Source organism: Nocardioides sp. (assembly GCF_047607185.1).
GTDB lineage: Bacteria > Actinomycetota > Actinomycetes > Propionibacteriales > Nocardioidaceae > Nocardioides.
The window spans coordinates 1-20,457 of the sequence record NZ_JASGDQ010000086.1 but is presented as its reverse complement, the minus strand read 5'-3'; the positions used below and the strand labels follow the sequence as shown (position 1 = coordinate 20,457).

Below are 20,457 nucleotides of genomic sequence, written 5' to 3'. Positions count from 1 at the left end.
GGGCTCCTCACTCGGTGGCGGCCAGCACCGTCACGTGGTTGGCGACGGCGAGCCCGCCCATGTTGTGGACTGCCGCCAGCCGGGCGTTCGGGATCTGCCGGCCCGGGAAGGTGCCGGTGAGCTGCATCGCGGCCAGGGCGTGCTGAGAGACGCCGGTGGCGCCGACCGGGTGGCCCTTGGACTTCAGGCCGCCCGAGGGATTGACCGGGAGCGCGCCGTCCGGCAGCACGGTGCCCTCCTCGATGGCCCGCCGCCCCTGCCCACGCGGGGCGAGCCCGATCACCTCGTAGAGCTGCAACTCGGCGATGGTGAAGCAGTCGTGGAGCTCCACCAGGTCCAGGTCGGCGGTGGTCACCCCGGCCAGGCCGAGGGCGCGCTGCCAGGCCAGCTCCGTGGCCGCGAAGGCGAGTGGGTCGCGCTTGCTGCCGGGCAGGAAGTCGTTGGCATGGGCCTGGGAGACGACGCGCACGGGTGGGTGAGCCCGCGAGGTCGGCTCCCGGCCGATCACCAGCGCGGCGGCGCCATCGGAGACGGGGGAGCAGTCCGTACGGCGCAGCGGCGCCGAGATCATCGGGTTCTGCGGCGACGCCGTGGCGCAGAACTCCTCCGAGAGCTCCTTGCGGAGGTGGGCGTAGGGGTTGAGCGCGCCGAGTCGATGGCTCTTCGCGGCGATCGTCGCCAGGGTGTCGCCGACCGGGCCATAGCGCTCCTCGTAGACCCGCGCGACCGCCGCGAACAGCTCGGTGAACCCGGTGGCCGACGGCTTGCCGGCCATGTCGTAGTCGGCGCCCAGCAGCGCGGCGCCGACCGTCTCCGGCGGCAGCCCGGTCATCTTCTCGGCGCCGATCACCAGCGCCCGCCGAGCCTGGCCGCTGCGCACCTGGCCGAGCGCGACATGCACCGCCGTCGAGCCGGACGCGCAGGCGTTCTCCACCCGCAGCGCCGGGACGCCGAACAGGTCCTCGGAGATCTGCAGCGCCAGCGAGGAGACGAACCCGAGTGGACTCATGCCGGCGTTGTAGTTGGCGACCACGACCAGGTCGATGTCGCCCGGCGCCACCTCGGCGTCGGCGAGCGCGGCGCTGCCCGCCTCCACCACCAGCGACTCCAACGTCGAGTCCGGCCGCTTGCCGAAGGCGGTGTGCCCCCAGCCCAGGATCCATGCCTCGTCGCTCACCAGTTGCTCCATCCTGCTCGCAGTAGCTTCTTGTCGATCTTTCCCACCGCCGTGGTCGGCAGCGCCGGCACGAGGGAGATCGCCTTGGGTCGCTTGTACGACGTCAGCCCGCGTCGGCAGCCGGTCTCGATCTGCTCGGCGCTCACCCCCGGCTCGGCCACCACGAAGGCGACCACCGCCTCGCCCCAGTCGGGGTGGGGGATGCCGGCCACCGCGACCTCGCGGACGCCGGGGAGCTGGGCGATGACCTGCTCGACCTCGGCGGAGTAGACGTTGAGACCGCCGGTGATGATCATGTCCTTCTTGCGGTCCACCAGGTAGAGATAGCCCTGCTCGTCGAGATAGCCGAGGTCGCCGGTGTGCAGCCAGCCGTCGCGCAGAGCCGCGGCCGTCTCCTCGGGCCGCCCGAGATAGCCCCGCATCGTGTACGACGACCTGGCCGCGACCTCGCCGACCTCGCCGGGAGGGCGCGGAGTGCCGTCCTCGCCGATCACGGCGACCTGCGCCATCACGACCGCCTGACCGCAGCTCCGGAGGAGGTGGGCTCCGGCCGGATCGGTGCGATGGTCGTCGCGTCGCAGCCGGGTCAGGAAGTTCGGCGCCTCGGACTGGGCGTAGAGCTGGACGAAGACCGGTCCGAAAGCGGCCAGCCCCTGCGTCAGCCGGTCGGCGGTGATCGGGGCGGCGCCGTACAGGATGGTCCGCAGCGCCGAGGTGTCCGCCCCCGGTCGCGCGGCGGCGGCGTCGAGCAGCCGGTAGATCATCGTCGGCACCAGGAACAGATAGGAGACGCCGTCGCGCTCGATCCGGTCGAGCACGGCATCGGGATCGAACCGGCTCTCCAGGATGGTGGTCGCTCCCTTGGCCAGCGCCGCCTGCAGCAGGAAGCCGGCGCTGTGCGGCAGCGGCGAGGTGAGCAGCAGCACGTCCTCGCCGACCAGCTCCATCTCCACGAGGTGGCTGAGCAGGTTGGCTGCCATCCCGGCCTGGGTGTGGACCACGCCCTTGGGTCGGCCAGTGGTGCCGCCGGTGTACATGATGAGCGCGATGTCGTCATCGCCCACCGGGACGTCTTCGCGGAGCGGGGGATGGGCGATCGCCCGTGCCCAGTCGTCGTCGACCACGACGAGCGCCGGGTCGCCGCCCAGGTCGCGTGCCCGGTCCACGACCTCGAGCCGACCGGCCTCGATGACGCAGATCGCCGCCGCGGAGTCGTGGACGATGAACGCCTGCTCCTCGATCGACAGCATCGCGTTGAGCGGGACCTTCGCGGCGCCGAGCGCGGCGATGGCGAGGTCCGCCACGACGTACTCGGCCCGATTGGCGAGCAGCAGCGCCACCGGCGTGCCGGCGCGGGCGCCGAGCTCGTGCAGGTGAGCGGCCAGGCCCAGCGCGGCCCGCTCGAGGTCGGCATAGGTCCAGGTCGTCTCGCCGTCGACCAGCGCGGTCCGGTGGGCATGGGTCCGGACCGGGGCGAGGAGGTAGTCGCGCAGCACCGCCATCTAGGGCTCCCCGAGGTAGGCGTGCCGCACCCCGTCCGAGACCAGCAGCTCGCTGGCCGGTGCGGCCATGACGACCTGGCCGTCGGCGATCACGTAGCCGTGGTCGGAGAGCTCCAGCGCTCGCTGCATGTTCTGCTCGGCGAGCAGCACGGTGACGCCTTCGCCGGCGATGCGGCCGATGATCTCGAAGACCTGGTCGACGATCACCGGGGCCAGCCCCAGCGAGGGCTCATCGAGGATGAGCAGCCGCGGCCGGGAGATGAGCGCGCGGCCGAGTGCGACCATCTGCTGCTCGCCGCCCGACATGGTGCCGGCCTGCTGCCGCTGTCGCTTGGCGAGCACCGGGAACAGGTCGAAGACGAAGCCGAGCGGATCCCGGGCGCGGCCGCGTGCCGCCGGATGGTGCAGGCCGATCAGCAGGTTGTCACGCACCGTCATCGCCGGGAACAGCCGCCGCCCCTCCGGTACGACGGCCACGCCGAGGTCCGGCCGGTCGGCGGCCGGCCGGTGCGTGATGTCCTGATCGGCGACCTGGATGCTGCCCGAGGTGACCGGCTGGAGCCCCATCAGCGCCTTGACCAGGGTGGTCTTGCCGGCGCCATTGGACCCGATCAGCGACACCGTGGAGCCCTCCGCCACGGTCATGCTGACGCCGCGTACCGCGGCCGCCTCGCCGTAGTTGACCACGAGATCGGTGACCTCAAGCACGGGAACCACCTCCCAGGTAGGCCGCGACCACCCGGTCGTCGGCCACCACCTCGGCAGGGAGGCCGTCGGCGAGGTTCTGGCCGCGGTCGAGGACGTACATGCGGTCGGCCAGCGCGGTCACCGCCCGGACGTTGTGCTCGATGTAGATCACCGACATCCCTTCGTTGCGCAGCGAGGCGATCAACTCCATCCCGGCGGCGGCCTCGCTCGGATTGAGCCCGCCCAGGACCTCGTCGAGCAGGATGAGCGTGGGCGAGAGGGCCAGCGCCCGGCCGATCTCGAGGAACTTCCGCTCGTGCAGCGTCAACGCGCTGACGGCCTGGTGTGCGTGCCCGGCCAGGCCGATCCGTTCGAGCACCTCGTAGGCTCGGTCGATGGCCGCGCCCCGGGAGAGGGCCTCGCGGCCGAACATCGCCGCGGTGGCGACATTGCCCACCACGTCGAAGGAGCCCAGCGGTCGGGGCACCTGGAAGGTGCGTGCGATCCCCGCATGTGCCCGGCGGTGTGCCGAGAGCCGGGTGATGTCGTGGCCGCCGAACTCGATGTGGCCGCCGCTGACCGGCAGCGAGCCGGCGATGCTGGACAGCAGCGTCGTCTTCCCCGACCCGTTGGGCCCGACGAGGCCGACGATCTCGCCCTGCTCGACGGTGAGGTCGACGCCGTCGAGGGCGCGGAGACCGCCGAATCGCTTGGTGATGGCGCGGCAGCGGAGCAGGCTCGTCATCGCGACACCTCCCGGGATGGCCGCGGCCGGAGCCGGTCGAGCAGCCCGGAGATGCCCTGTGGCAGCACCGCGATGACGACGACGAGGAACAGCCCGATCACGATCTGCGACATCTCCGGGGACCCGATGCCGAGCAGGCCCTCCCGGAGCGCGACGATGGCCGCGGCCCCGATCGCCGGTCCCCACCAGCGGGTGGCGCCGCCGAGGATGGTCATCATGATCACGTAGAGCGGGATGCTGAGGGCGAACACCGCGCCGATCTCGACGTACCCGAGGTAGATCGCCTGGGGAGCCCCGATGAGGCCACCCAGCGCGCCGCTGACCGCGAAGGTGAGGACCTTGTAGCGGTAGGTCGGCACCCCGAGCGACTCCGCCACCGCCTCCTCGTCGCGGATGGAGCACAGCGCGGTGCCCCAGCGGCTCCGCGAGGTGGCCAGCGCCACCAGCGCGGTGATCGCGGCCACCACGACCCCGACGACGAAGACGTGCCCGATGCCGCCGCCGATCCAGGTGCCGGCGACCTGATCGCGCACGAACACGCCGGCGCCGCCGTCCAGGAAGGCCACATTCGACACGACGGTGGTCACCACGAAGGCCAGCGCCAGGGTCACCAGGCCGAACAGGTCTCCCTTGAACCGAGGCGAGGCGAACACCGCGAGCCCGACGACGAGCGCTAGCGCTCCGGCCGCCAGCCCCGCGACGAGCGCGGCGACCAGGAAGGGCGCGTCGGTGTGGCGGAGCACGGCCGCCGCGGCGTAGATGCCGACGCCGAAGAAGACGCCATGGCCGAAGCTCGGATAGCCGGCGTTGCCGCTGAACACGTTCCAGCTCAGCGCGAGGGTCATCCAGACGACGAACTGGAAGCAGAACGTGACGATGTAGTTCGTGCCGAGCGCGGGCACCAGGATCGCCGCCAGCACGGCGACGGCGACGATCCCGCCGGCGCCGCGCAGCAGCCGGCCATCGGGTCGGCTCCGTGCCGCGGTCGTCGCTGCGGTCGTGGCTGTGTTCATGCCAGGCTCCTGACTGGAAGGCGCTCGCGGACCATGCGGGTCACGGGTTGGGCGGCCAGATAGAGGAACAGCACGCCGTAGGTCACCGCCGAGGCCCACTGTGGCGGGAACCAGAGCGACCAGGCGTTCTGGATCATCATCAGCACCACGGCGGCGATCAGCGCCCCCAGCGGGCGGCCGAGTCCGCCGAGGAGGCAGGCGACCACCACCACGCCGATCCATTGCAGCGGCAGTTGCGGCTGCAGCGGCGTCTTCACCGCGACCGCCATGCCGGCCGCCGCCGCGCTGGCGGCCGCCAGGCCGGAGACCAGCAGGGCCAGCGGGGCGACCCGGACGCCGAACGCCTCGGCGATCGACCGGTCCTGCTGCATCGCCTGCACCGCCCGTCCCGAGCGGGTGTGGTGCAGGCTCCACGTCGCCAGGCCGACCATGACGATCGCGAGCACCAGGCTGATCAGGTCGGGCGGGGTGACCGCGAGCCGGTCCAGGGGAGCGGGCAGATGGATCGCGTCACGGAGCCCGTCCGGGAGGTCCCGGCGCAGCGAGAGCAGGTCGGCGCTCCAGATCAGGTTGGCGAGGCCCTCGGCCACGATGAACAGCCCGAAGGTGAGCAGCAGGGAGGTGGTGTCGTCCACCCGGATCCTGGTGAACAGCCACTGGGTCGCCACCCCCACCACGAAGCAGGCCGGAACGGTGACCAGCAGGGTGAGGAAGGGATGCCAGCCCAGCTCGGTGACCAGGGTGTAGGTGACGTACGCCGCCAGCAGGGTGATCGAGATGTGGAAGAAGTCGGCGATGCCGAGCCGTCCCCACTTGATGGTCAGCCCCAGGGCGATGCAGCCGTAGAGGCAGCCGAGCAGCGCCCCGTTGAGCAGCGTCTGCGCGAGTGCGGTGGTCGAGACGTCCATCAGGGCTGGTAGTCGATCGTGCCGCCGGCGATGTCCTCGGGCCAGACGATCACCCGCTTGCCGTCCTGGATCTGGGTGATGGCGGTGTTGTCCGTGCCGTAGTTGTTGTAGCCGTCGAAGGTCAGCGTCCCGGCGATGGTCTCGACGGAGTTGGCGTTGAGCCAGGCGATGATCGCCGCGTTGTCGACGCCGGCGTTGAGGACACCGGTGAGCAGGATCTGCCAGGCCGCGAGGCTGGCCGCCGCCTGCGTCTCGATGAGCGGGAACAGGCCGTCCTTCTGGGCCACCTCGTCGTACTTGCTGGCGAAGTAGCGAGCGATGTCGGTGTCGCCGCGCTTGGACTCGGTCTCGAAGATGGAGCCGGTGAGCAGGCCCTCGACCTCGTCGCCCAGCCCGTCCAGCGATGCGGGCGAGGGGAGCGCCGCGTAGATGGTGCGGGGCGTGTAGCCGATGGCGTTGAAGGCGTCGTAGAGGTAGGTGGCGTCCGCGCCGAGGCCGCCGAGGTAGACCAGGTCGGGGTCGGCCTGGGAGATCCGCAGCGCGATCGAGCTGAAGTCGGTGCTCCCGAACTCGTACTCCACCTCGCCGGCGGTCTCGATGCCGTCGGCCTCGAACGCCTTCTTGGCGGCGGCGGCCAACGAGAGCGTGGTCGGGAACTTGGCGTCGGCGTAGAAGACGGTCTTCGGCGGGTTGCCGCTGGACTCCAGGGCGTCCAGCAGCTTCTTCGCCCCGGAGTCGAACATGTTGTCCGCTCCCTGGCTGCCGTCGAACTGCCAGGCCGGGAAGTGGTTCTCGCCGATCAGCTGCTGCGGCGCGCCGTTGGTGTGGGTCGGGAACGCGTAGCCGGCCTGGGTCACCGGGCCTGCGGCGGCGAGGATGTTCGCGCCGCCGTACGGCCCCATCACCAGGTCGACGCCGTCGCTGATGAGCCGCTCGTAGTTGGAGGCGGCCTGTGCCGGCGTCGACTGGTCGTCGAGCACCTGCCACTCCAGCGGGCGGCCGTCGATGCCGCCGCATTCGTTGACCCAGTCGGTGACGAGCTCGGCGACGCCCTCGTGGACCTTGGCGGTCTCGGAGAGCGCGCCGGTCAGGCTCAGCGAGCCGCCGACGACGATGGGGTCCCCGGTGGGCTCGCTGCCCTCGTCACAGGTCATGCCGGCGATGGGCGCGACGATGGAGGCCTTCGGCACCTCGGTCGTGGTGTCGTCGGAGTCGCTGCTGCCACAGGCGGTGGCGAGCAGCAGCAGGGCCGCCGCCCCGGCGGTGAGGGGGAGGTGGCGGATGGTCGATTTCGTCATGATGGGTCTCCGTGATCCGTGGATGATCTCTGGTCGATCTGGGTGTGGTCAGCTGTCGAGGAACGCCACGACCCGACATGGCGAGGCGCTGGTCCGTGGGAGCTTGAGCGGGAAGAAGCCGACGTGGAAGCCGGTCAACGGCAGCGCGGCGAGGTTGTCGAGCTGCTGGATGATGAACGCCTCCTTGTCGGCGATGGCGAAGTGGCCGTCCCAGATCTCCTTCGGGTCACGGCTCTCCTGGTAGGCGGCCACCATCACCGGGAACGGCCGGTCCCAGGCGAGGGCGTCGGTGCCGAGCACGGTGGCGCCGAGGCTGGTGAGGAAGCGGGTGCCGTCGCCGCTCATGCCGGGGTAGGTGAAGAACTCCGGCTGGGAGATGTCGTAGCGCTCCTGGCCGGTGCGCAGCAGCAGCGCGTCGCCCGCCTCGACGTCGCGTCCGGTGGCCTCGATGGCCTGCTCGAGCGCCTCGATCGCGATCGCCTCGCCGGGCCGCACCCACGGCCGGACGTCGAGCACCATGCCCGGGCGATAGAGCTCCTCGAGCGCGATGTCGCTGATGGTCCGGGCCGGCTTGCCCTCGATCAGCCGGCCGCTGTGCAGCGGCGCGTCGACGTGGGTGCCGCAATGGGTGTTCATCTCCGTCAGCCAGTCCTCGCCCCAGCCCTCGCCGCCCGGCAGGTGCTCGGGTGGGCAGTCGAAGATCGCCGTCATCCGGTCGCGGCCCTCGCCGTCGGGTGCGAGGTAGTGGATCTTGGGGGCGACGACGCTCTCCAGCGCCCGATACGACTCGGGCATGAGGTCGCGCTTGCCGGGGTCCAGAGTGCGTGAGAGGTCTACGAGACGTGTCATGGCTGTCCTTCTCGGTGCTAGGTGCTTGAGGGGCGGTGGTGAGCTGTGGCTCTCAGTGGGCGAGGCGGAGTCGGTTGCGCAGCACGCCGATCCCCTCGATCTCGAGCTCGACCTCGTCGCCGTCCTTGAGGCGTCGGCCGATCTCGATGGGGCTTCCGGACAGCACGGTCCCGGAGCCGAGGATCTCCCCGGCGTAGATCGTGCGGCCGTGGCTGAGGTAGGCGATCGCGTCCTCGAACCGGTGGTGCATACTCGCCGACGAGCCGTCGGACCAGGTCTCGCCGTTGACTCGGGCGGTCATCTTGAGGTGGTAGGGGTCGCCGATCTCGTCGGCGGTGACGATCCACGGCCCGAAGGCGTTGGCACCGTCGAAGTCCTTGCCTCGGGCCGGGCCGAGGCGCGAGGCCATCACCTCGGTCTGCAGGTCGCGGCAGCTCCAGTCGTTGAAGATCGTGTAGCCGAAGATCGCCTCGGCGGCCTCGGTGACGGGTACGTCGGTGGCGGTATGGCCGAGGATCGCGGCGAGCTCGAGCTCGTAGTCGACGTGGGTGGTGTCGGGCGGCGCGACGATCTCGGCGCCCGGGCCGCTCACCGACAGGTGATCGGCGTTGTAGTAGATGACCCTCTCGGAGAAGACCGCCGGCAGGTCGAAGTCGCCGGTGGCGACCAGCCGCGCGTACTCCGCCTCGGGGTCGGCCGCCGTTGCGGCGAGGTTGCGAGCCATGCCGAGGAAGGCGGGAGCGAGGTGCTCGATGAACAGCGAGCAGTCCCGGAACCGTGGCGGATCGGGGAGCGGCGCCAGCAGCGTCACCTCGGCGAGGTCGTACGCCGCGTCGGCGGGGTGGGAGTCCAGGATCGACTGGGCCTCGTCCAGCACGCCGCCACCGGCCCGTACCAGCGCGAGCATCGACGCGAACCGCGGGTCCTGCGCCGATGCCCTGGTGAAGCTGACCGCGGTGGTGCCGGTGGAGTCGACAGCGCCGACGTGGACGCCGTTCCCGGTCCCGCTGGGGGCCTTGAAAGTGATGAGCCTCATGATTCCTCTCCGATGTGTCGCCCATCACACTCGGAGAGGCGGGCCTGTCAGAACAGGGCCCATCGCGCCACTCTTCGGGCCGCGGACTGTGACGCCGTCACAACGGGACGGGCCGACCGGTCGACCGGGCGATCGACTGACGGGATCAGTCGGGAGAGCCTGCCGCGGTGAGCAGCTCGTGCATCCGCAACGCGGTGTGCAGCCGGAACCGGTCGTCGACATTCCTGATGTCGACCCCGAGCAGATCCTCGATCTTTGCGATCCGATTGCGCACGGTGTTGTAGTGCACATGGAGCCGACTCGAGGTCGGGCCGAGGTGCCGGTCCTGTTGCAGATAGGTGCGCAGCGTGAGCACGTAGTCCGTGCCGCGCCGGTCGTCGGACTCGATGATCGGGCCGAGCAGGTCGCGCACCGTGGTGCGCAGATGCGACGTCGGCAGACTGGCGACCCCGAGGATGCCCAGCTCGAAGGCGCTGGTGACCGGGTCGGCGGCCGGGTTGCTGGTGACGATCTCGAACGCCGCCCGAGCCTCGTCGTAGGACATCGAGAAGTCGACGATCTCGCTGCATTGCCGGCCGATCCCGGCTGCGGTGCCGCGTAGCGCGGACGACCGGGCCACGACCTCGGTCAGCGCCCGGTGCAGGTCGGTCGCCGAGCGGGAGTGATAGCCCACCACGGCGACGATGCGCCCGCCGCGCCGGAGCGTCGTACAGGAGGAGAAGGCGCGTTCGAGGGCATCGACCACCTGGGTCAGCCGCGGCTCCGGCAGCGCGGCCCCGGTGCGGTCGCCGACGACGACGACATAGGCGTCGGCCGGCAGGCTCACCCCGATCAGCGCCAGCCGCCGACAGAACTCCTCGGGGTCGGTGACCCGGCCGCTGAAGAGCTGGTCGAGGAGCTCGCCGCTGACCCGCTGCAGCGTCCGGTCGCGCTCGACGCTGCGGGCGAGCTGGAGCCGGAAGAGGGAGGACGCCAGCTCGATCATCGCCTGGGCCGCGTCGTCGGGCTGCCTGGTGCCGATCACCGCCAGCACCAGACCCTCGGGATCGGTGAGGGTGGCCCGCCAGGCGGTGAACGGGTTGCCCTCGCCGTACTCGCCGGCGGCACGGACCAGCGAGCCGTCCGGCAGCCGGAGCTCCACCCGGGCACCGAGCTCCAGGGCCAGCAGGTCCAGTGCCGCGGCGGGGTCGGACTGGTTGGTGAAGCTCGCCGCCAGCCGGGCGCAGTCAGCGGCGAAACGCATCACCCGGTCGCGGGAGTCCTGCGCCGCGGTGGCTCGCGCCGCGGCGCGGCCCTCGATGTCGAGCTGGCGCAGCCGCACCGCGAGGTCGTGGGCGATCTCGGTGACCGCCTGCTCCTCCCACTCCTGCCAGTCGTAGACCCGCCGCTGAGCGGCGTAGAGCACGCCGATGGTCGACTCGGCGATGAGCAGCGGCACGGTGAGCGTCGCCAGGATGCCCTCGTTGTCGATGAGCCGCTTCATCAACGGCACCCGGCGGCGGTCGTGGAGGTAGTCCCGGCTGACGTGCGGGCGGCCCTCGGCAGCCACCCGGCCGCCGATGCCCTCGCCCAGCTTGAGGCGCCAGGCCGAGGCCATCTCGGTCGAGATCAGCCCCCGGTGCGCGCCCATCACGAGGTAGCCGTCGTCGACCAGGCCGGTCCAGGAGACGTCCGAGCCCAGCACGTCGACGACCTGGTCGACGGCGACCTGGAGCGCCTGCGTCGCGTCGTTGGCGGCGAGCAGCCGCTGGAGATAGCGGACCTTCAGGCGTGGATCCACCTGATGCGCGCTGGCCGGGTCGGTCATGGCGTCGCTCCCTTCGGCTCGCTGCGACGACCGGCTAGCCGCTCGCCAGCACTCCGGCGAGGAACTGCTCGAGCATGTGGAGCAGCCGGTCGGTGAGGTCGAACGGGGCCGGCTCGACGTCGATCCAGTTGGTCAGGATCGCGAAGTACGACGCCGCCAGCATCAGCCCGGCCAGCGCCACGTCGACCGAGGCCGCGACCTCGCCGGACCGCTGGGCCCGCTCCAGGAAGCCGGTGAACTCCTCGGCCAGCGGCGGGTTGCGGAGGATGTTCGTGGAGTGCACGGCGGCACCGAGCAGCGGCACCGTCTCGGTCCGGGTCTGGTCGCTGGTGCGGCCGAGCTCGACCATGTAGCGGGTCAGGATCTCCTCGGCGGAATGGTCCTCGAGGTGGTCGGCCCGCACCGCCGCCAGCGCCCGCTCGCGCCGGCGCGCACTCCACTCGTCGAGCAGGGCGCTCTTGCGCGGGAAGTAGTTGAAGACCGTCGCGCGGGCCACGTCGGAGCGCTCGGCGATGTCGTCCATCGTGGTCTTGTCGAAGCCTCGCTCGATGAACAGCTGGACCGCCGCCGCATAGACCTGGTCCCGGCGCCGCTCACGTCCCCGCACCCGGCGATCTGTCGCCATGCCATCCGCCCTTCCTCGGCAGAGGGTCTTGACTGCGACCCCTGATGTGACCTACGTTACATGAACTTGGACTCAAGTCCAAGTTCAGACGCTAGTCCACATCAGGAGGGACCCATGCGACTCGTGACCTTCACCGCCGACGGCGGACCGGACTCCGGGCACCGGTTCGGCGTATGGGACGGCGACCATGTCGTCGAGCCGGCCGTCGTACTGCGCGCCGCGGCCGTGGCGAGCGCGGGGGAGAGCGCCGCCGGCCGCGCCCCCGAGGTGGCCACCGAGATGGTTGCGTTCTTCGAGAGCGGCGCCGAGGGCATGTCACAGGCCCGGCGCGCGGTCGAGGTCGCGAGCACCGCGCTCGAGCGAGGCGACTCGCTGGCCGGCGTACACGCCTTCGACCAGGTGCGGCTCACGGCACCGGTGCCGCGGCCCCGACGCATCCGCGACTACCTCACCTACACCGAGCACGCCGCCGGCTCGGGCCTGGAGGTGCCGCCCGCGTTCGCGGCCATGCCGATCTGCTACAAGTGCAATATCGAGACCGTCGTCGGGCCCGACGACGAGTTGCTGTGGCCGTCCTACACCGACCAGCTCGACTTCGAGCTGGAGCTGGGCTTCTTCAGCAGCCAGGGCGGTCGCGACCTGACGCCCGGGGAGGCCGAGAGCCGGATCGCGGGGGTGACGATCTTCAACGACGTCAGCGCCCGGGACATCCAGCTCTTCGAGATGGGCCTGACCATCGGGCCCTCGAAGGGCAAGGACTTCTGCACCGCGATGGGCCCCTGCGTGCTCACCATGGACGAGGTCGACGAGTGGTCGATCGAGATGAGCGCGCGGGTCAACGGGGAGGTCTGGGCCTCCGGCACCACCAAGAACCGGCAATTCTCCTTCGCCGAGGTGCTCGCCTGGGCCTCGCTCGACGAGGACGTCTACCCCGGCGAGTTCTTCGCCCTCGGCACCGTCGGCGGCGGCTGCGGCCTTGAGCTCGACCGCTGGATCCAGCCCGGTGACGTCGTCGAGCTGACGGCCTCCGGCGTCGGCTCGCTGCGCAATCCCGTCGGCGCCAAGCGGGTGCCGCCCGCCGGTGCCGGCCTGACCAGCTACCACGGCGCACCCGCCGTGCACGTCACCCACTGACCACCGCACCGACCACCTCGAGACAAAGGCAGAGAAGAAGATGACATCTCCCGAAGACATCCCCTACAGCCGCGGCCTGCACCAGCTCGCCGACCGCGCCTACGCCTGGCTCGTCCCCGACGGGACCTGGGGCTGGAGCAACGCCGGCCTCGTCGTCGGCGACGGCGAGTCGCTGCTCGTGGACACGATGTTCGACCTGGCCATGACCCGCGAGCTGCTGACCGGCCTGGAGCCGATCACCCGCGACCACCCGATCCGCACGGTCGTCAACACCCACGCCAACGGCGACCACTGGTTCGGCAACGAGCTCGTCGCCGACGCCGAGATCATCGCCTCGGCCCCCACCGCCGAGGAGATGCTGGCCAACGGCCCCGGGCTGATCCTCGGAATGCTCGACCAGCCCGGGGCGATCGGCCGTTTCGCCCGCCATATCTTCGAGCCGTTCGACTTCACCAACATCACGCCCACCGTCGCCACGAGGACCTTCGAGGACTCCCTCACCCTCGACGTCGGCGGCACCGAGGTGCAGCTGTACAACCTCGGCCCCGCTCACACCGCCGGCGACAGCGTCGTCTTCGTGCCGTCACAGGGCGTGCTCTACGCCGGCGACCTGCTGTTCATCGGCGGCACGCCGATCGCCTGGGCCGGCCCCATCTCGCACTGGATCGAGGCCTGCGACCGGATGATGGCGCTGGAGCCCACCCTGGTGGTGCCCGGTCACGGGCCGGTCATCGCCGCCGAGGGCATCGTGCAGGTGCGCGACTACCTCGAGTTCGTCCGCGACGAGGCCTCGGCCCGCTACGAGAAGGGGATGTCGCCGGAGGACGCCATGCGCGATATCGGCCTGGGCCGGTTCGAGGCGCTCGACGAGCGCGGCCGGATCGCCCAGAACGTCCTGGCCGTCTACTACGAGCTCGACCCGGGCTTCGAGCGGGTCGACACCCGCGAGGTGTTCCGCCGGATCGCCGCGCTGGAGGGCTACACCGACTGACCGCCGATCCAGGCGGGCGAGGGGGTCACCGCCCCGAAACCTGGCGGTGACCCCGGACGAGCGGGGATGCCGAGGGTCGCGGAGCGTGCGAGACCCGTGCATCAATCATCTAGCCTCCCGTCATGGACGACTTCGACGTGCTGGTCATCGGCGGCGGCATTGCGGGGATGTCGATCGCCTACGAGCTCTCGGCGGCGGGGCAGCGGGTCTGCCTGCTGGAGATGGAGTCGACGCTCGCCTATCACACCACCGGGCGGTCGGCGGCCACCTGGATCGGCACCTACGGCAACGGCCCGGTGCGGGCGCTGACCGCCGCCAGCCACGACTACTTCCTCCGTCCGCCGGCCGATCGCTACGAGGAGCCGCTGGGCAAGCCGCTGGTCGTGCTCCACGTCGGCTCGCACGGGCTCGGCGACGCCGTCGACCGACTCCACGACGACGTCGCCGGCCTCACCCCCGAGGCCCGCGTCATCGACGCCGCCGAGGCACACCGGCTGCTGCCGCTGCTGCGCGAGGAGTGGGTCGAGTCGGCCCTCGTCGAGCCCGGCGCGCTCGAGGTCGACGTGGCGCTGCTGCACCAGGGCTACCGGCGCGGGCTGCGCGGCCGGGGCGGCGAGATCCGCACGCTGGCCCGGGTCGACGGCGCCGAGCGGGTCGGTGAGCGCTGGCGGGTGAGCGCCAGCATCGGTCAGGAGTTCACGACGTCGTACGTCGTCAACGCGGCCGGCGCCTGGGCCGACCAGGTCGCCGCGGTCTTCGGGGCGGCGCCGGTGGGCATCGAGCCGCGGCTGCGGTCGGTCTTCATGGTCGGCGCCGATCACGTCGACCCCCACATGCCGATGGTGCTCTCGGTCGACCCCGACAACCCGTTCTACGTCAAGGCCGACTCCGGGCAGTATCTCTGCAGCCCCGCCGACGCCACCCTCACCACGCCCCACGACGCCAAACACGACGAGCTGGAGATCGCCCGGGCCATCGACGTCATCAACGAGGCCACCACGCTGGGCATCCGGGGCATCCGCACGCCCTGGGCGGGGCTGCGCAGCTTCGTCGCCGACGGCTCGCCGGTGATCGGACCCGACCCGCTGGTGCCGGGATTCGCCTGGTTCGCAGGTCAGGGCGGCTATGGCATCCAGATGGGCCCTGCCGCGGCCCGGCTCGGCGCCGCGCTGCTGCTGGGCCGGGACGTGCCCGAGGACATCGCGGCCACCGGCTTCGCCGTCGAGAGCGTGCTGCCCGGCCGGCTGGCAGACTGAGCCCATGCCCATCGTCAGATCCGTCAACGTCGGTATGCCCAAGGACGCCGCGTGGGCCGGGCTGGGGCGCACCTCCATCGACAAGACGCCGGCCGACGGCCCGGTCGCGGTCCGCCGGCTCGGGCTCGCCGACGACCAGGTCTCCGACACCGTGCACCACGGTGGCGCCGACCAGGCGGTCTACGCCTTCGCCCGCGAGGATCTGGATCGCTGGGAGGCGACGCTGGGCCGGCCGATCCGGGACGGCCAGTTCGGCGAGAACCTCACCACCGAGGGCATCGACGTCAACGAGGCCGAGATCGGCGACCGGTGGCGGATCGGCACCGCCCTCCTCGAGGTCGCCTACGTGCGCACCCCCTGCAACGACTTCAAAGGCTGGATGGGGGTTTCCGGCTACGACAACCGCCAGTGGGTCAAGCGGTTCATGGTCGAGTGCCGTCCCGGCCCCTACCTGCGCGTCCTCGAGGAGGGCGAGCTCCGTGCCGGCGACGAGATCGACCTGGTCCACCGGCAGGGGCACGGCATCACCGTCAGCACGATGTTCCGCGCCATCAACCTCGACCACAGCCTGCTGCCGGAGCTGCTGCGGATCGACGGCCTGGTCGAGCAGGCCAGGGTCAAGGCGACCAGGATCGCCGAGGGACTACCGCCGGGTAGGACGAGCGTCTAGGGCATGTCTCCCAAGTCGGCGCCGTAGGCGCTTTCCGACTTGGGAGACATGCCTTAGGGTCTGCGCCGTGAGCGAGACCAGCTTCCTGGAGACCATGCCGCCCAATGTGGCGGTGCAGTTCCTCGATCGCGTCAAGGCCTCGGCCGACGCTGAGGCGTTCCTCTACCCCCACGCCGAGGAGTCGCCAGAGGAGCAGCAGAGCGACCACTGGCACTCGGTCACCTGGGCGGAGGTCGGCGAGCGGGTCAGCCGGCTGGCCGGCGGCCTGCTGGCACTGGGCATCGAGCCGGAGCAGCGCGTCGGCATCGTCTCCGGGACCCGCTACGAGTGGATCCTGGCCGACCTGGCGGTGATGTGCGCCGGTGCGGCCACGACGACGGTCTACCCCTCGACCAACGCTGAGGACGCGGCGTACATCCTCTCCGACGCGGAGTGCCGGGTGGTCTTCGCCGAGGACGACAGCCAGTTGGCGAAGCTGGCGGAGTACGACGCCAAGCTGCCCGGCATCGTCAAGATCGTCACCTTCGACGCCCCCGCGGATCCGCAGAGCGCCGACGGCGAACGGGTGATCACCCTCGACGCGCTCGAGGAGCTCGGCGCGGCGTACCTGAAGGACCACCCCGGCGTGATCGAGGAGATCGCGGCGAGCATCCCGGCGGACCAGCTCGCCACCCTCGTCTACACCTCCGGCACCACCGGCCGGCCCAAGGGCGTCCGGCTGCTGCACCGGGCCTGGGTCTACGAGGGCGAGGCTGTCCACGCCCAGGGCATCCTGTCGGAGAACGACCTGCAGTTCCTCTGGCTGCCGATGAGCCACGTCTTCGGCAAGGTGCTGCTCTCGACCCAGCTCGCGATCGGCTTCCCGACCGCCGTTGACGGCCGCGTCGACAAGATCATCGACAACCTCGCCGTGGTCCGGCCCACCTTCATGGGCGCCGCGCCGCGCATCTTCGAGAAGGCCTACGCCCGCATCGTCACGATGATGGAGGCCGAGGGCGGGGTGAAGAAGAGGCTGTTCGACCGGGCCTTCGCCGTGGGCAAGAGGTACGACGCCCTGATCCAGGCCGAGCGGCCGGTGCCGCTGACGCTCAAGGTCCAGCGCGACCTCCTCGACATCCTGGTGCTGCGCAAGATCAGGGCCCGCTTCGGCGGCCGGGTGCGCTTCTTCATCTCCGGCTCCGCCGCGCTCAACCCCGACATCGCCGAGTGGTTCAACGCCGCGGGCATCGTCATCCTCGAGGGCTACGGCATGACCGAGAACGCCGCCGGGGCCAGCGTCAACCTGCCCACCGACAACCGGATCGGCACCGTCGGGCCGGCCTTCCCCGGCAGTGAGATCAAGATCGGCGAGGGCGAGGAGGTGCTCATCCGCGGCCCGCACGTGATGGCCGGCTACCACAACAACCCGGAGGCCACCGCCGAGACGATCGACGCCGACGGCTGGCTGCACACCGGCGACAAGGGCTCGCTCGACGCCGACGGCTACCTCACCATCACCGGCCGGATCAAGGACCTGTTCAAGACCTCCGGCGGCAAGTACGTCTCGCCGGCGCAGATCGAGGCGAAGTTCAAGGCGATCTGCCCCTACGCCAGCCAGTTCCTGGTCTTCGGCGCGGAGCGCAACTTCGCGGTGGCGCTGGTGACCCTCGACCCCGAGGCGATCGCCGAGTGGGCGCGCGAGAACGGGGTGAGCGGCTCGTATGAGGAGATCGTCGCCTCACCGGCCGCGCACGCGATGGTGGCCGGCTACGTCGAGGAGCTCAACGCCAGGCTCAACCGCTGGGAGACCGTCAAGAAGTGGGAGATCCTCGAGCACGACCTGACCATCGAGGGCGGCGAGCTCACCCCCTCGCTGAAGGTGAAGCGCAACGTGGTCGAGGCCAACGAGAAGGCCCGCATCGAGGCGTTCTACAGCTGACCGCTGCGCGGTCGGCGTGTCCGAGCGGTCCACGAACGTAGACGCTCTGGCTCTCAGCCCGCGGGCGCTGGAAGGAGGCGCGGCGGCGGAAGCGACGCTGATCGACCGGTGGCCGAAGTTCGGCGCGGTGATCAAGGCCGTGCGTGCCGAACGGGGGATGACCCAGCAGGCTCTCGCCGAAGCCTCCGGCGTATCCAGAGCGTGGCTGGCCAAGTTCGAGGCGGGACACCGCCATGCCGAACTCGAACAGATCCCTCAGCGGCGACGGTGCTCGGGAGCAAGAGTCGGCGCTTGGCCAGCACCGATCCAGGCAAACGGCTCCGTGGTCCGAGCAGTGCGCGGCTCCGCGCGCCGGCGCAGGATTTCAGCCGCCGCCGGCAACTGGTCATCCGGCAGCGCATCGACGAGTTCGTGCAGCTCGTTGCGGTCCACGCTCATGCCTCCAGTGTAGGAGAGGCGACCGACAGGCGATGCGAGACATTCACGGCCCCTGGACTGCTGCTGACTTCAAAGCGGGTGTGGGGATTCCGGTGACCAAGGGCAAGGGATATTCTGACACCTACCAGATGGACGCCTTCGTGTCGGACGACCATATCGGAATGATCTACGAGGAGCAGTCCGACGGTTATGACCGGATCATCGAGGCTAAGGGTGACTAGTCCGGCTCCGCGGGCGGTGGTCTTTCGCCGCGGTGGCGCATTCTCCGTCGTGACGAGATGCCTTCCCGTGTCTGCTGCTGGCGGCGACAGGCTGCACGACCGGGGAGCATGGCTCGTCTTCTGACCTGACCGCCACTGCCACGACGACGCTCGCGGGGTCGTCCTCGACTGTTTCCTCCGGGAGGCCGGATTCGGCGTCGGAGGACATCGAGATCGACTGGAAACAAGCCGGGGCTCGCTGGCAGACGGTGTGGAGCATCCCGTACGGCGAGTCGGATGACGAGCTCGGGATCATCCGGCGCCGAGAGGGACACGAGTTGCTCGTTCCGGCCGCGCTCACAGCGCTCCCGGGCGGCTCGTTCGCCGTCCTGGATCCCGTCAAGCAGCGCCTGGTGCTGGTGGACTCTGGCGGCGTGGTAGGCCGGAGCGTGGCCACGGTCCCCCAGGTCGCCTCCGATGTGGCCTGGGACCCTGTCGGCGAGCGGCTGATCGCCATCGGGAACGAGTCGAAGGGATCCCTGGTCGAGGTCCGGCTGCCTGATCAAGTTGCCGAAGTGACCCTGAACCGGCCGGTGAGCAGGTTGTTGCAGTCCTCTGCCGGGGTCTTCGAATACGGAGCCAACGGCTACCGCGAGAAGGACGGCATCACGGCGGTGCCCGATCCCCTCGGCCAGTACCGGTCCTCCGGCACGTCGAGCCTGCTTCTGGAGGATGGCTCGGCGGTGACCTTCTCCTCGAACAGAGACGGAGACCGGTGGGTGATCGGCCGATCTGATGGCTGGTCGCTGACGCTGCGGTTCGCCGGTGTCAACGGCCCGGCCGAGCCCGCGCTCTCCCTCGAGGACGACGTCGTGGAGCAGGACGGCTATCTCTACATCGCCGCGAAGGTCGGTGCCTACGTCACCACGACGGCGAAGCCGGTCCTCCTGGTCATGAAGATCGACCTCGGGACCGGGGCGGTGGTGAAGAGCGAGATCGTCAGGGAGTGCGGCCTGAGCTCGGACTCGAACGTGGTCTCGCGGATCACCGTCGATGAGGGCGGCACGCTCTATCAGGCCTGTGCAGGCCCGCGCGCTGCAGCTGAGAAGGGCCAGCGCGGGTTTCTGAGGGGCTCGATATTGACCTAGTCGAACAGGCATTCGAAGATCGGGTGTGGCCACCCGCGCTCTATTCTTTCGGCAGGTTGCGTTTGGTGACCTTGACCTGACCGTAGAAGATGTCTCCGTTCGGGTCCGTTCCCTCGACGGTGATGTGCACGATCTTGGCGGACTTGGGAACGTTTACCTCGATCTTGCCCTTGTCGCGCGGGCGAAGCTTGAAACTGCGCTGACGGCCAGGCTCAAACCGGATTCTGACGGATCCTCTGGTGCGTAGTGCCGGGTCGGCTTTCGCGGGCACACGCGTAATGGCCACGATCCCCGACGGGGGGTCGGGGTCCCTGGCCAGGCGCACGTTGAGCACATATGCCGTCGGGACCGGCACCGCGGATCCGTCATCCGCTCTTGCCTGCGGACTGACATCCGACACGATCAGTGTGCCCACACCAGTCACAGCCATGGCGACGGCTGTCCTGAAGACCGCCCGACGGCCTGGGATGCCTATGATCATGAGATCGATACCGTTCCGCTCCAGGCCAAAGGATTGCCGGTGAAGGTGTTTCCTTGGCCAATCGGGTAGATATAGACCGGCACCGCGCCGCGATGCGGAACGGCCCAGGTCTCATCGTATCTGTGGTAGTTGCCGACCCCGGGGAATGTCGCTCCGACATCGGACCGGTACTTGTTGGCAAACGAACGCGTAGCCGGCTCCAGAACCGCCGCAACCCGAGGCCAGCGCCCCGCCAGACCGCTGGTCTGGAGGCTCTTCGTCACCTGCGTTCGGTCGTTCACCGAGTCCGGCCACGACCTGTGGCACTCGGGCAAGCACAAGGGAGCGATATCTTGATTTGATCGAACACATGTTCGATCATGGGGTGTGGCCATCGCACCTCCTGAGATCGACGTGCTGCGCGAGCGGATGCGCCGGCTGGAGCGGCGCCCCGCAGCGGGGCGCGCCGGTGTCGAGCTGGCCACCCACCCGGCGCTGAGCGGGCTGGTGCGGCTGCGGGCCGGTGGTGTCTGCCAGCTCGCCCCGGTGCCCGGATCCGCCGGGCTGGCGCTGGCGCTGCTGGCCGGACCGTCGG

At 70.2% G+C, this 20,457-nt stretch carries 21 protein-coding genes and 2 pseudogenes; 9 read left to right on the top strand and 14 right to left on the bottom strand.

Features of this window, described 5'->3' with window-relative positions:
* Positions 1–7 precede the first annotated feature (7 nt).
* The 11 genes from QM595_RS10165 to QM595_RS10115 form a co-directional block, all read right to left on the bottom strand.
* The gene (locus tag QM595_RS10165; RefSeq protein ID WP_415171428.1) at positions 8–1,177 is read right to left on the bottom strand and encodes a thiolase domain-containing protein; all 1,170 of its coding nucleotides are present in this window, start codon (positions 1,175–1,177) and stop codon (positions 8–10) included.
* Positions 1,174–2,679, bottom strand: coding sequence for an AMP-binding protein (locus QM595_RS10160; RefSeq protein ID WP_415171427.1), 1,506 nt, complete (start codon positions 2,677–2,679; stop codon positions 1,174–1,176). The genes QM595_RS10165 and QM595_RS10160 overlap by 4 nt, the downstream gene beginning before the upstream one ends.
* Positions 2,680–3,387 carry an ABC transporter ATP-binding protein gene (locus QM595_RS10155; RefSeq protein WP_415171426.1) on the bottom strand — a complete coding sequence of 236 codons (708 nt, stop codon included), beginning with the start codon at positions 3,385–3,387 and terminating at the stop codon, positions 2,680–2,682.
* Entirely contained in the window at positions 3,380–4,111 is a 732-nt protein-coding gene (locus QM595_RS10150; RefSeq protein ID WP_415171425.1) for an ABC transporter ATP-binding protein, read from the bottom strand. Before QM595_RS10150 ends, QM595_RS10155 begins: the two co-directional genes overlap by 8 nt.
* Complete coding sequence (locus QM595_RS10145) at positions 4,108–5,124, bottom strand: branched-chain amino acid ABC transporter permease (RefSeq protein ID WP_415171424.1); 1,017 nt, start codon at positions 5,122–5,124, stop codon at positions 4,108–4,110. The genes QM595_RS10150 and QM595_RS10145 overlap by 4 nt, the downstream gene beginning before the upstream one ends.
* Complete coding sequence (locus tag QM595_RS10140; RefSeq protein WP_415171423.1) at positions 5,121–6,032, bottom strand: branched-chain amino acid ABC transporter permease; 912 nt, start codon at positions 6,030–6,032, stop codon at positions 5,121–5,123. Before QM595_RS10140 ends, QM595_RS10145 begins: the two co-directional genes overlap by 4 nt.
* Entirely contained in the window at positions 6,032–7,330 is a 1,299-nt protein-coding gene (locus tag QM595_RS10135; protein ID WP_415171422.1) for an ABC transporter substrate-binding protein, read from the bottom strand. The genes QM595_RS10140 and QM595_RS10135 overlap by 1 nt, the downstream gene beginning before the upstream one ends.
* A 48-nt stretch (positions 7,331–7,378) precedes the next feature.
* Complete coding sequence (locus QM595_RS10130; protein ID WP_415171421.1) at positions 7,379–8,179, bottom strand: cyclase family protein; 801 nt, start codon at positions 8,177–8,179, stop codon at positions 7,379–7,381.
* A 52-nt stretch (positions 8,180–8,231) separates the two neighbouring features.
* Positions 8,232–9,215 carry a fumarylacetoacetate hydrolase family protein gene (locus tag QM595_RS10125; protein ID WP_415171420.1) on the bottom strand — a complete coding sequence of 328 codons (984 nt, stop codon included), beginning with the start codon at positions 9,213–9,215 and terminating at the stop codon, positions 8,232–8,234.
* A 145-nt stretch (positions 9,216–9,360) separates the two neighbouring features.
* Entirely contained in the window at positions 9,361–11,022 is a 1,662-nt protein-coding gene (locus tag QM595_RS10120; protein ID WP_415171419.1) for a helix-turn-helix domain-containing protein, read from the bottom strand.
* 34 nt (positions 11,023–11,056) lie between these two features.
* On the bottom strand, positions 11,057–11,647 hold the full coding sequence (locus QM595_RS10115) for a TetR/AcrR family transcriptional regulator (protein WP_415171418.1): 591 nt from the start codon (positions 11,645–11,647) through the stop codon (positions 11,057–11,059).
* Between the two features lie 114 nt (positions 11,648–11,761).
* Between QM595_RS10115 and QM595_RS10110 the strand changes: the two genes are divergently transcribed.
* The 6 genes and pseudogenes from QM595_RS10110 to QM595_RS10085 all read left to right on the top strand — a co-directional run.
* Entirely contained in the window at positions 11,762–12,781 is a 1,020-nt protein-coding gene (locus tag QM595_RS10110; RefSeq protein WP_415171417.1) for a fumarylacetoacetate hydrolase family protein, read from the top strand.
* A 40-nt stretch (positions 12,782–12,821) separates the two neighbouring features.
* On the top strand, positions 12,822–13,772 hold the full coding sequence (locus tag QM595_RS10105) for an MBL fold metallo-hydrolase (RefSeq protein WP_415171416.1): 951 nt from the start codon (positions 12,822–12,824) through the stop codon (positions 13,770–13,772).
* Between the two features lie 122 nt (positions 13,773–13,894).
* The gene (locus QM595_RS10100; RefSeq protein ID WP_415171415.1) at positions 13,895–15,028 is read left to right on the top strand and encodes an NAD(P)/FAD-dependent oxidoreductase; all 1,134 of its coding nucleotides are present in this window, start codon (positions 13,895–13,897) and stop codon (positions 15,026–15,028) included.
* A 4-nt stretch (positions 15,029–15,032) separates the two neighbouring features.
* The gene (locus QM595_RS10095; RefSeq protein WP_415171414.1) at positions 15,033–15,698 is read left to right on the top strand and encodes an MOSC domain-containing protein; all 666 of its coding nucleotides are present in this window, start codon (positions 15,033–15,035) and stop codon (positions 15,696–15,698) included.
* A 67-nt stretch (positions 15,699–15,765) separates the two neighbouring features.
* Positions 15,766–17,616 carry an AMP-dependent synthetase/ligase gene (locus QM595_RS10090; protein WP_415171413.1) on the top strand — a complete coding sequence of 617 codons (1,851 nt, stop codon included), beginning with the start codon at positions 15,766–15,768 and terminating at the stop codon, positions 17,614–17,616.
* 16 nt (positions 17,617–17,632) lie between these two features.
* A pseudogene (locus QM595_RS10085) lies at positions 17,633–17,851 on the top strand (helix-turn-helix domain-containing protein); the annotation flags it as partial.
* 20 nt (positions 17,852–17,871) lie between these two features.
* Here the strand turns inward: QM595_RS10085 and QM595_RS10080 are convergent.
* A complete protein-coding gene (locus tag QM595_RS10080) occupies positions 17,872–18,054 on the bottom strand; it encodes a hypothetical protein (RefSeq protein ID WP_415171493.1) in 183 nt (60 codons plus the stop codon).
* A 32-nt stretch (positions 18,055–18,086) separates the two neighbouring features.
* Here QM595_RS10080 and QM595_RS10075 point away from each other — a divergent pair, with 32 nt between their 5' ends.
* Together QM595_RS10075 and QM595_RS10070 are read left to right on the top strand one after the other, a co-directional pair.
* Positions 18,087–18,275, top strand: coding sequence for a hypothetical protein (locus tag QM595_RS10075; RefSeq protein ID WP_415171412.1), 189 nt, complete (start codon positions 18,087–18,089; stop codon positions 18,273–18,275).
* Between the two features lie 248 nt (positions 18,276–18,523).
* Positions 18,524–19,402, top strand: coding sequence for a hypothetical protein (locus QM595_RS10070; protein ID WP_415171411.1), 879 nt, complete (start codon positions 18,524–18,526; stop codon positions 19,400–19,402).
* 40 nt (positions 19,403–19,442) lie between these two features.
* Here QM595_RS10070 and QM595_RS10065 read toward each other — a convergent pair whose 3' ends face one another.
* Together QM595_RS10065 and QM595_RS10060 are read right to left on the bottom strand one after the other, a co-directional pair.
* Complete coding sequence (locus QM595_RS10065) at positions 19,443–19,817, bottom strand: hypothetical protein (protein WP_415171410.1); 375 nt, start codon at positions 19,815–19,817, stop codon at positions 19,443–19,445.
* Between the two features lie 62 nt (positions 19,818–19,879).
* Entirely contained in the window at positions 19,880–20,146 is a 267-nt protein-coding gene (locus tag QM595_RS10060; protein WP_415171409.1) for a hypothetical protein, read from the bottom strand.
* A gap of 103 nt (positions 20,147–20,249) precedes the next feature.
* Between QM595_RS10060 and QM595_RS10055 the strand changes: the two are divergent.
* Positions 20,250–20,457, top strand: a pseudogene (locus tag QM595_RS10055) (hypothetical protein); the annotation flags it as partial.

Coding starts and splice junctions, on each gene's coding strand:
- QM595_RS10160 (WP_415171427.1), bottom strand. CDS start 2,679: ATGGCGGTGCTGCGCGACTACCTCCTCGCCCCGGTCCGGACCCATGCC.
- QM595_RS10150 (WP_415171425.1), bottom strand. CDS start 4,111: ATGACGAGCCTGCTCCGCTGCCGCGCCATCACCAAGCGATTCGGCGGT.
- QM595_RS10145 (WP_415171424.1), bottom strand. CDS start 5,124: ATGAACACAGCCACGACCGCAGCGACGACCGCGGCACGGAGCCGACCC.
- QM595_RS10140 (WP_415171423.1), bottom strand. CDS start 6,032: ATGGACGTCTCGACCACCGCACTCGCGCAGACGCTGCTCAACGGGGCG.
- QM595_RS10135 (WP_415171422.1), bottom strand. CDS start 7,330: ATGACGAAATCGACCATCCGCCACCTCCCCCTCACCGCCGGGGCGGCG.
- QM595_RS10130 (WP_415171421.1), bottom strand. CDS start 8,179: ATGACACGTCTCGTAGACCTCTCACGCACTCTGGACCCCGGCAAGCGC.
- QM595_RS10125 (WP_415171420.1), bottom strand. CDS start 9,215: ATGAGGCTCATCACTTTCAAGGCCCCCAGCGGGACCGGGAACGGCGTC.
- QM595_RS10120 (WP_415171419.1), bottom strand. CDS start 11,022: ATGACCGACCCGGCCAGCGCGCATCAGGTGGATCCACGCCTGAAGGTC.
- QM595_RS10115 (WP_415171418.1), bottom strand. CDS start 11,647: ATGGCGACAGATCGCCGGGTGCGGGGACGTGAGCGGCGCCGGGACCAG.
- QM595_RS10110 (WP_415171417.1), top strand. CDS start 11,762: ATGCGACTCGTGACCTTCACCGCCGACGGCGGACCGGACTCCGGGCAC.
- QM595_RS10105 (WP_415171416.1), top strand. CDS start 12,822: ATGACATCTCCCGAAGACATCCCCTACAGCCGCGGCCTGCACCAGCTC.
- QM595_RS10100 (WP_415171415.1), top strand. CDS start 13,895: ATGGACGACTTCGACGTGCTGGTCATCGGCGGCGGCATTGCGGGGATG.
- QM595_RS10095 (WP_415171414.1), top strand. CDS start 15,033: ATGCCCATCGTCAGATCCGTCAACGTCGGTATGCCCAAGGACGCCGCG.
- QM595_RS10080 (WP_415171493.1), bottom strand. CDS start 18,054: ATGAGCGTGGACCGCAACGAGCTGCACGAACTCGTCGATGCGCTGCCG.
- QM595_RS10075 (WP_415171412.1), top strand. CDS start 18,087: ATGCGAGACATTCACGGCCCCTGGACTGCTGCTGACTTCAAAGCGGGT.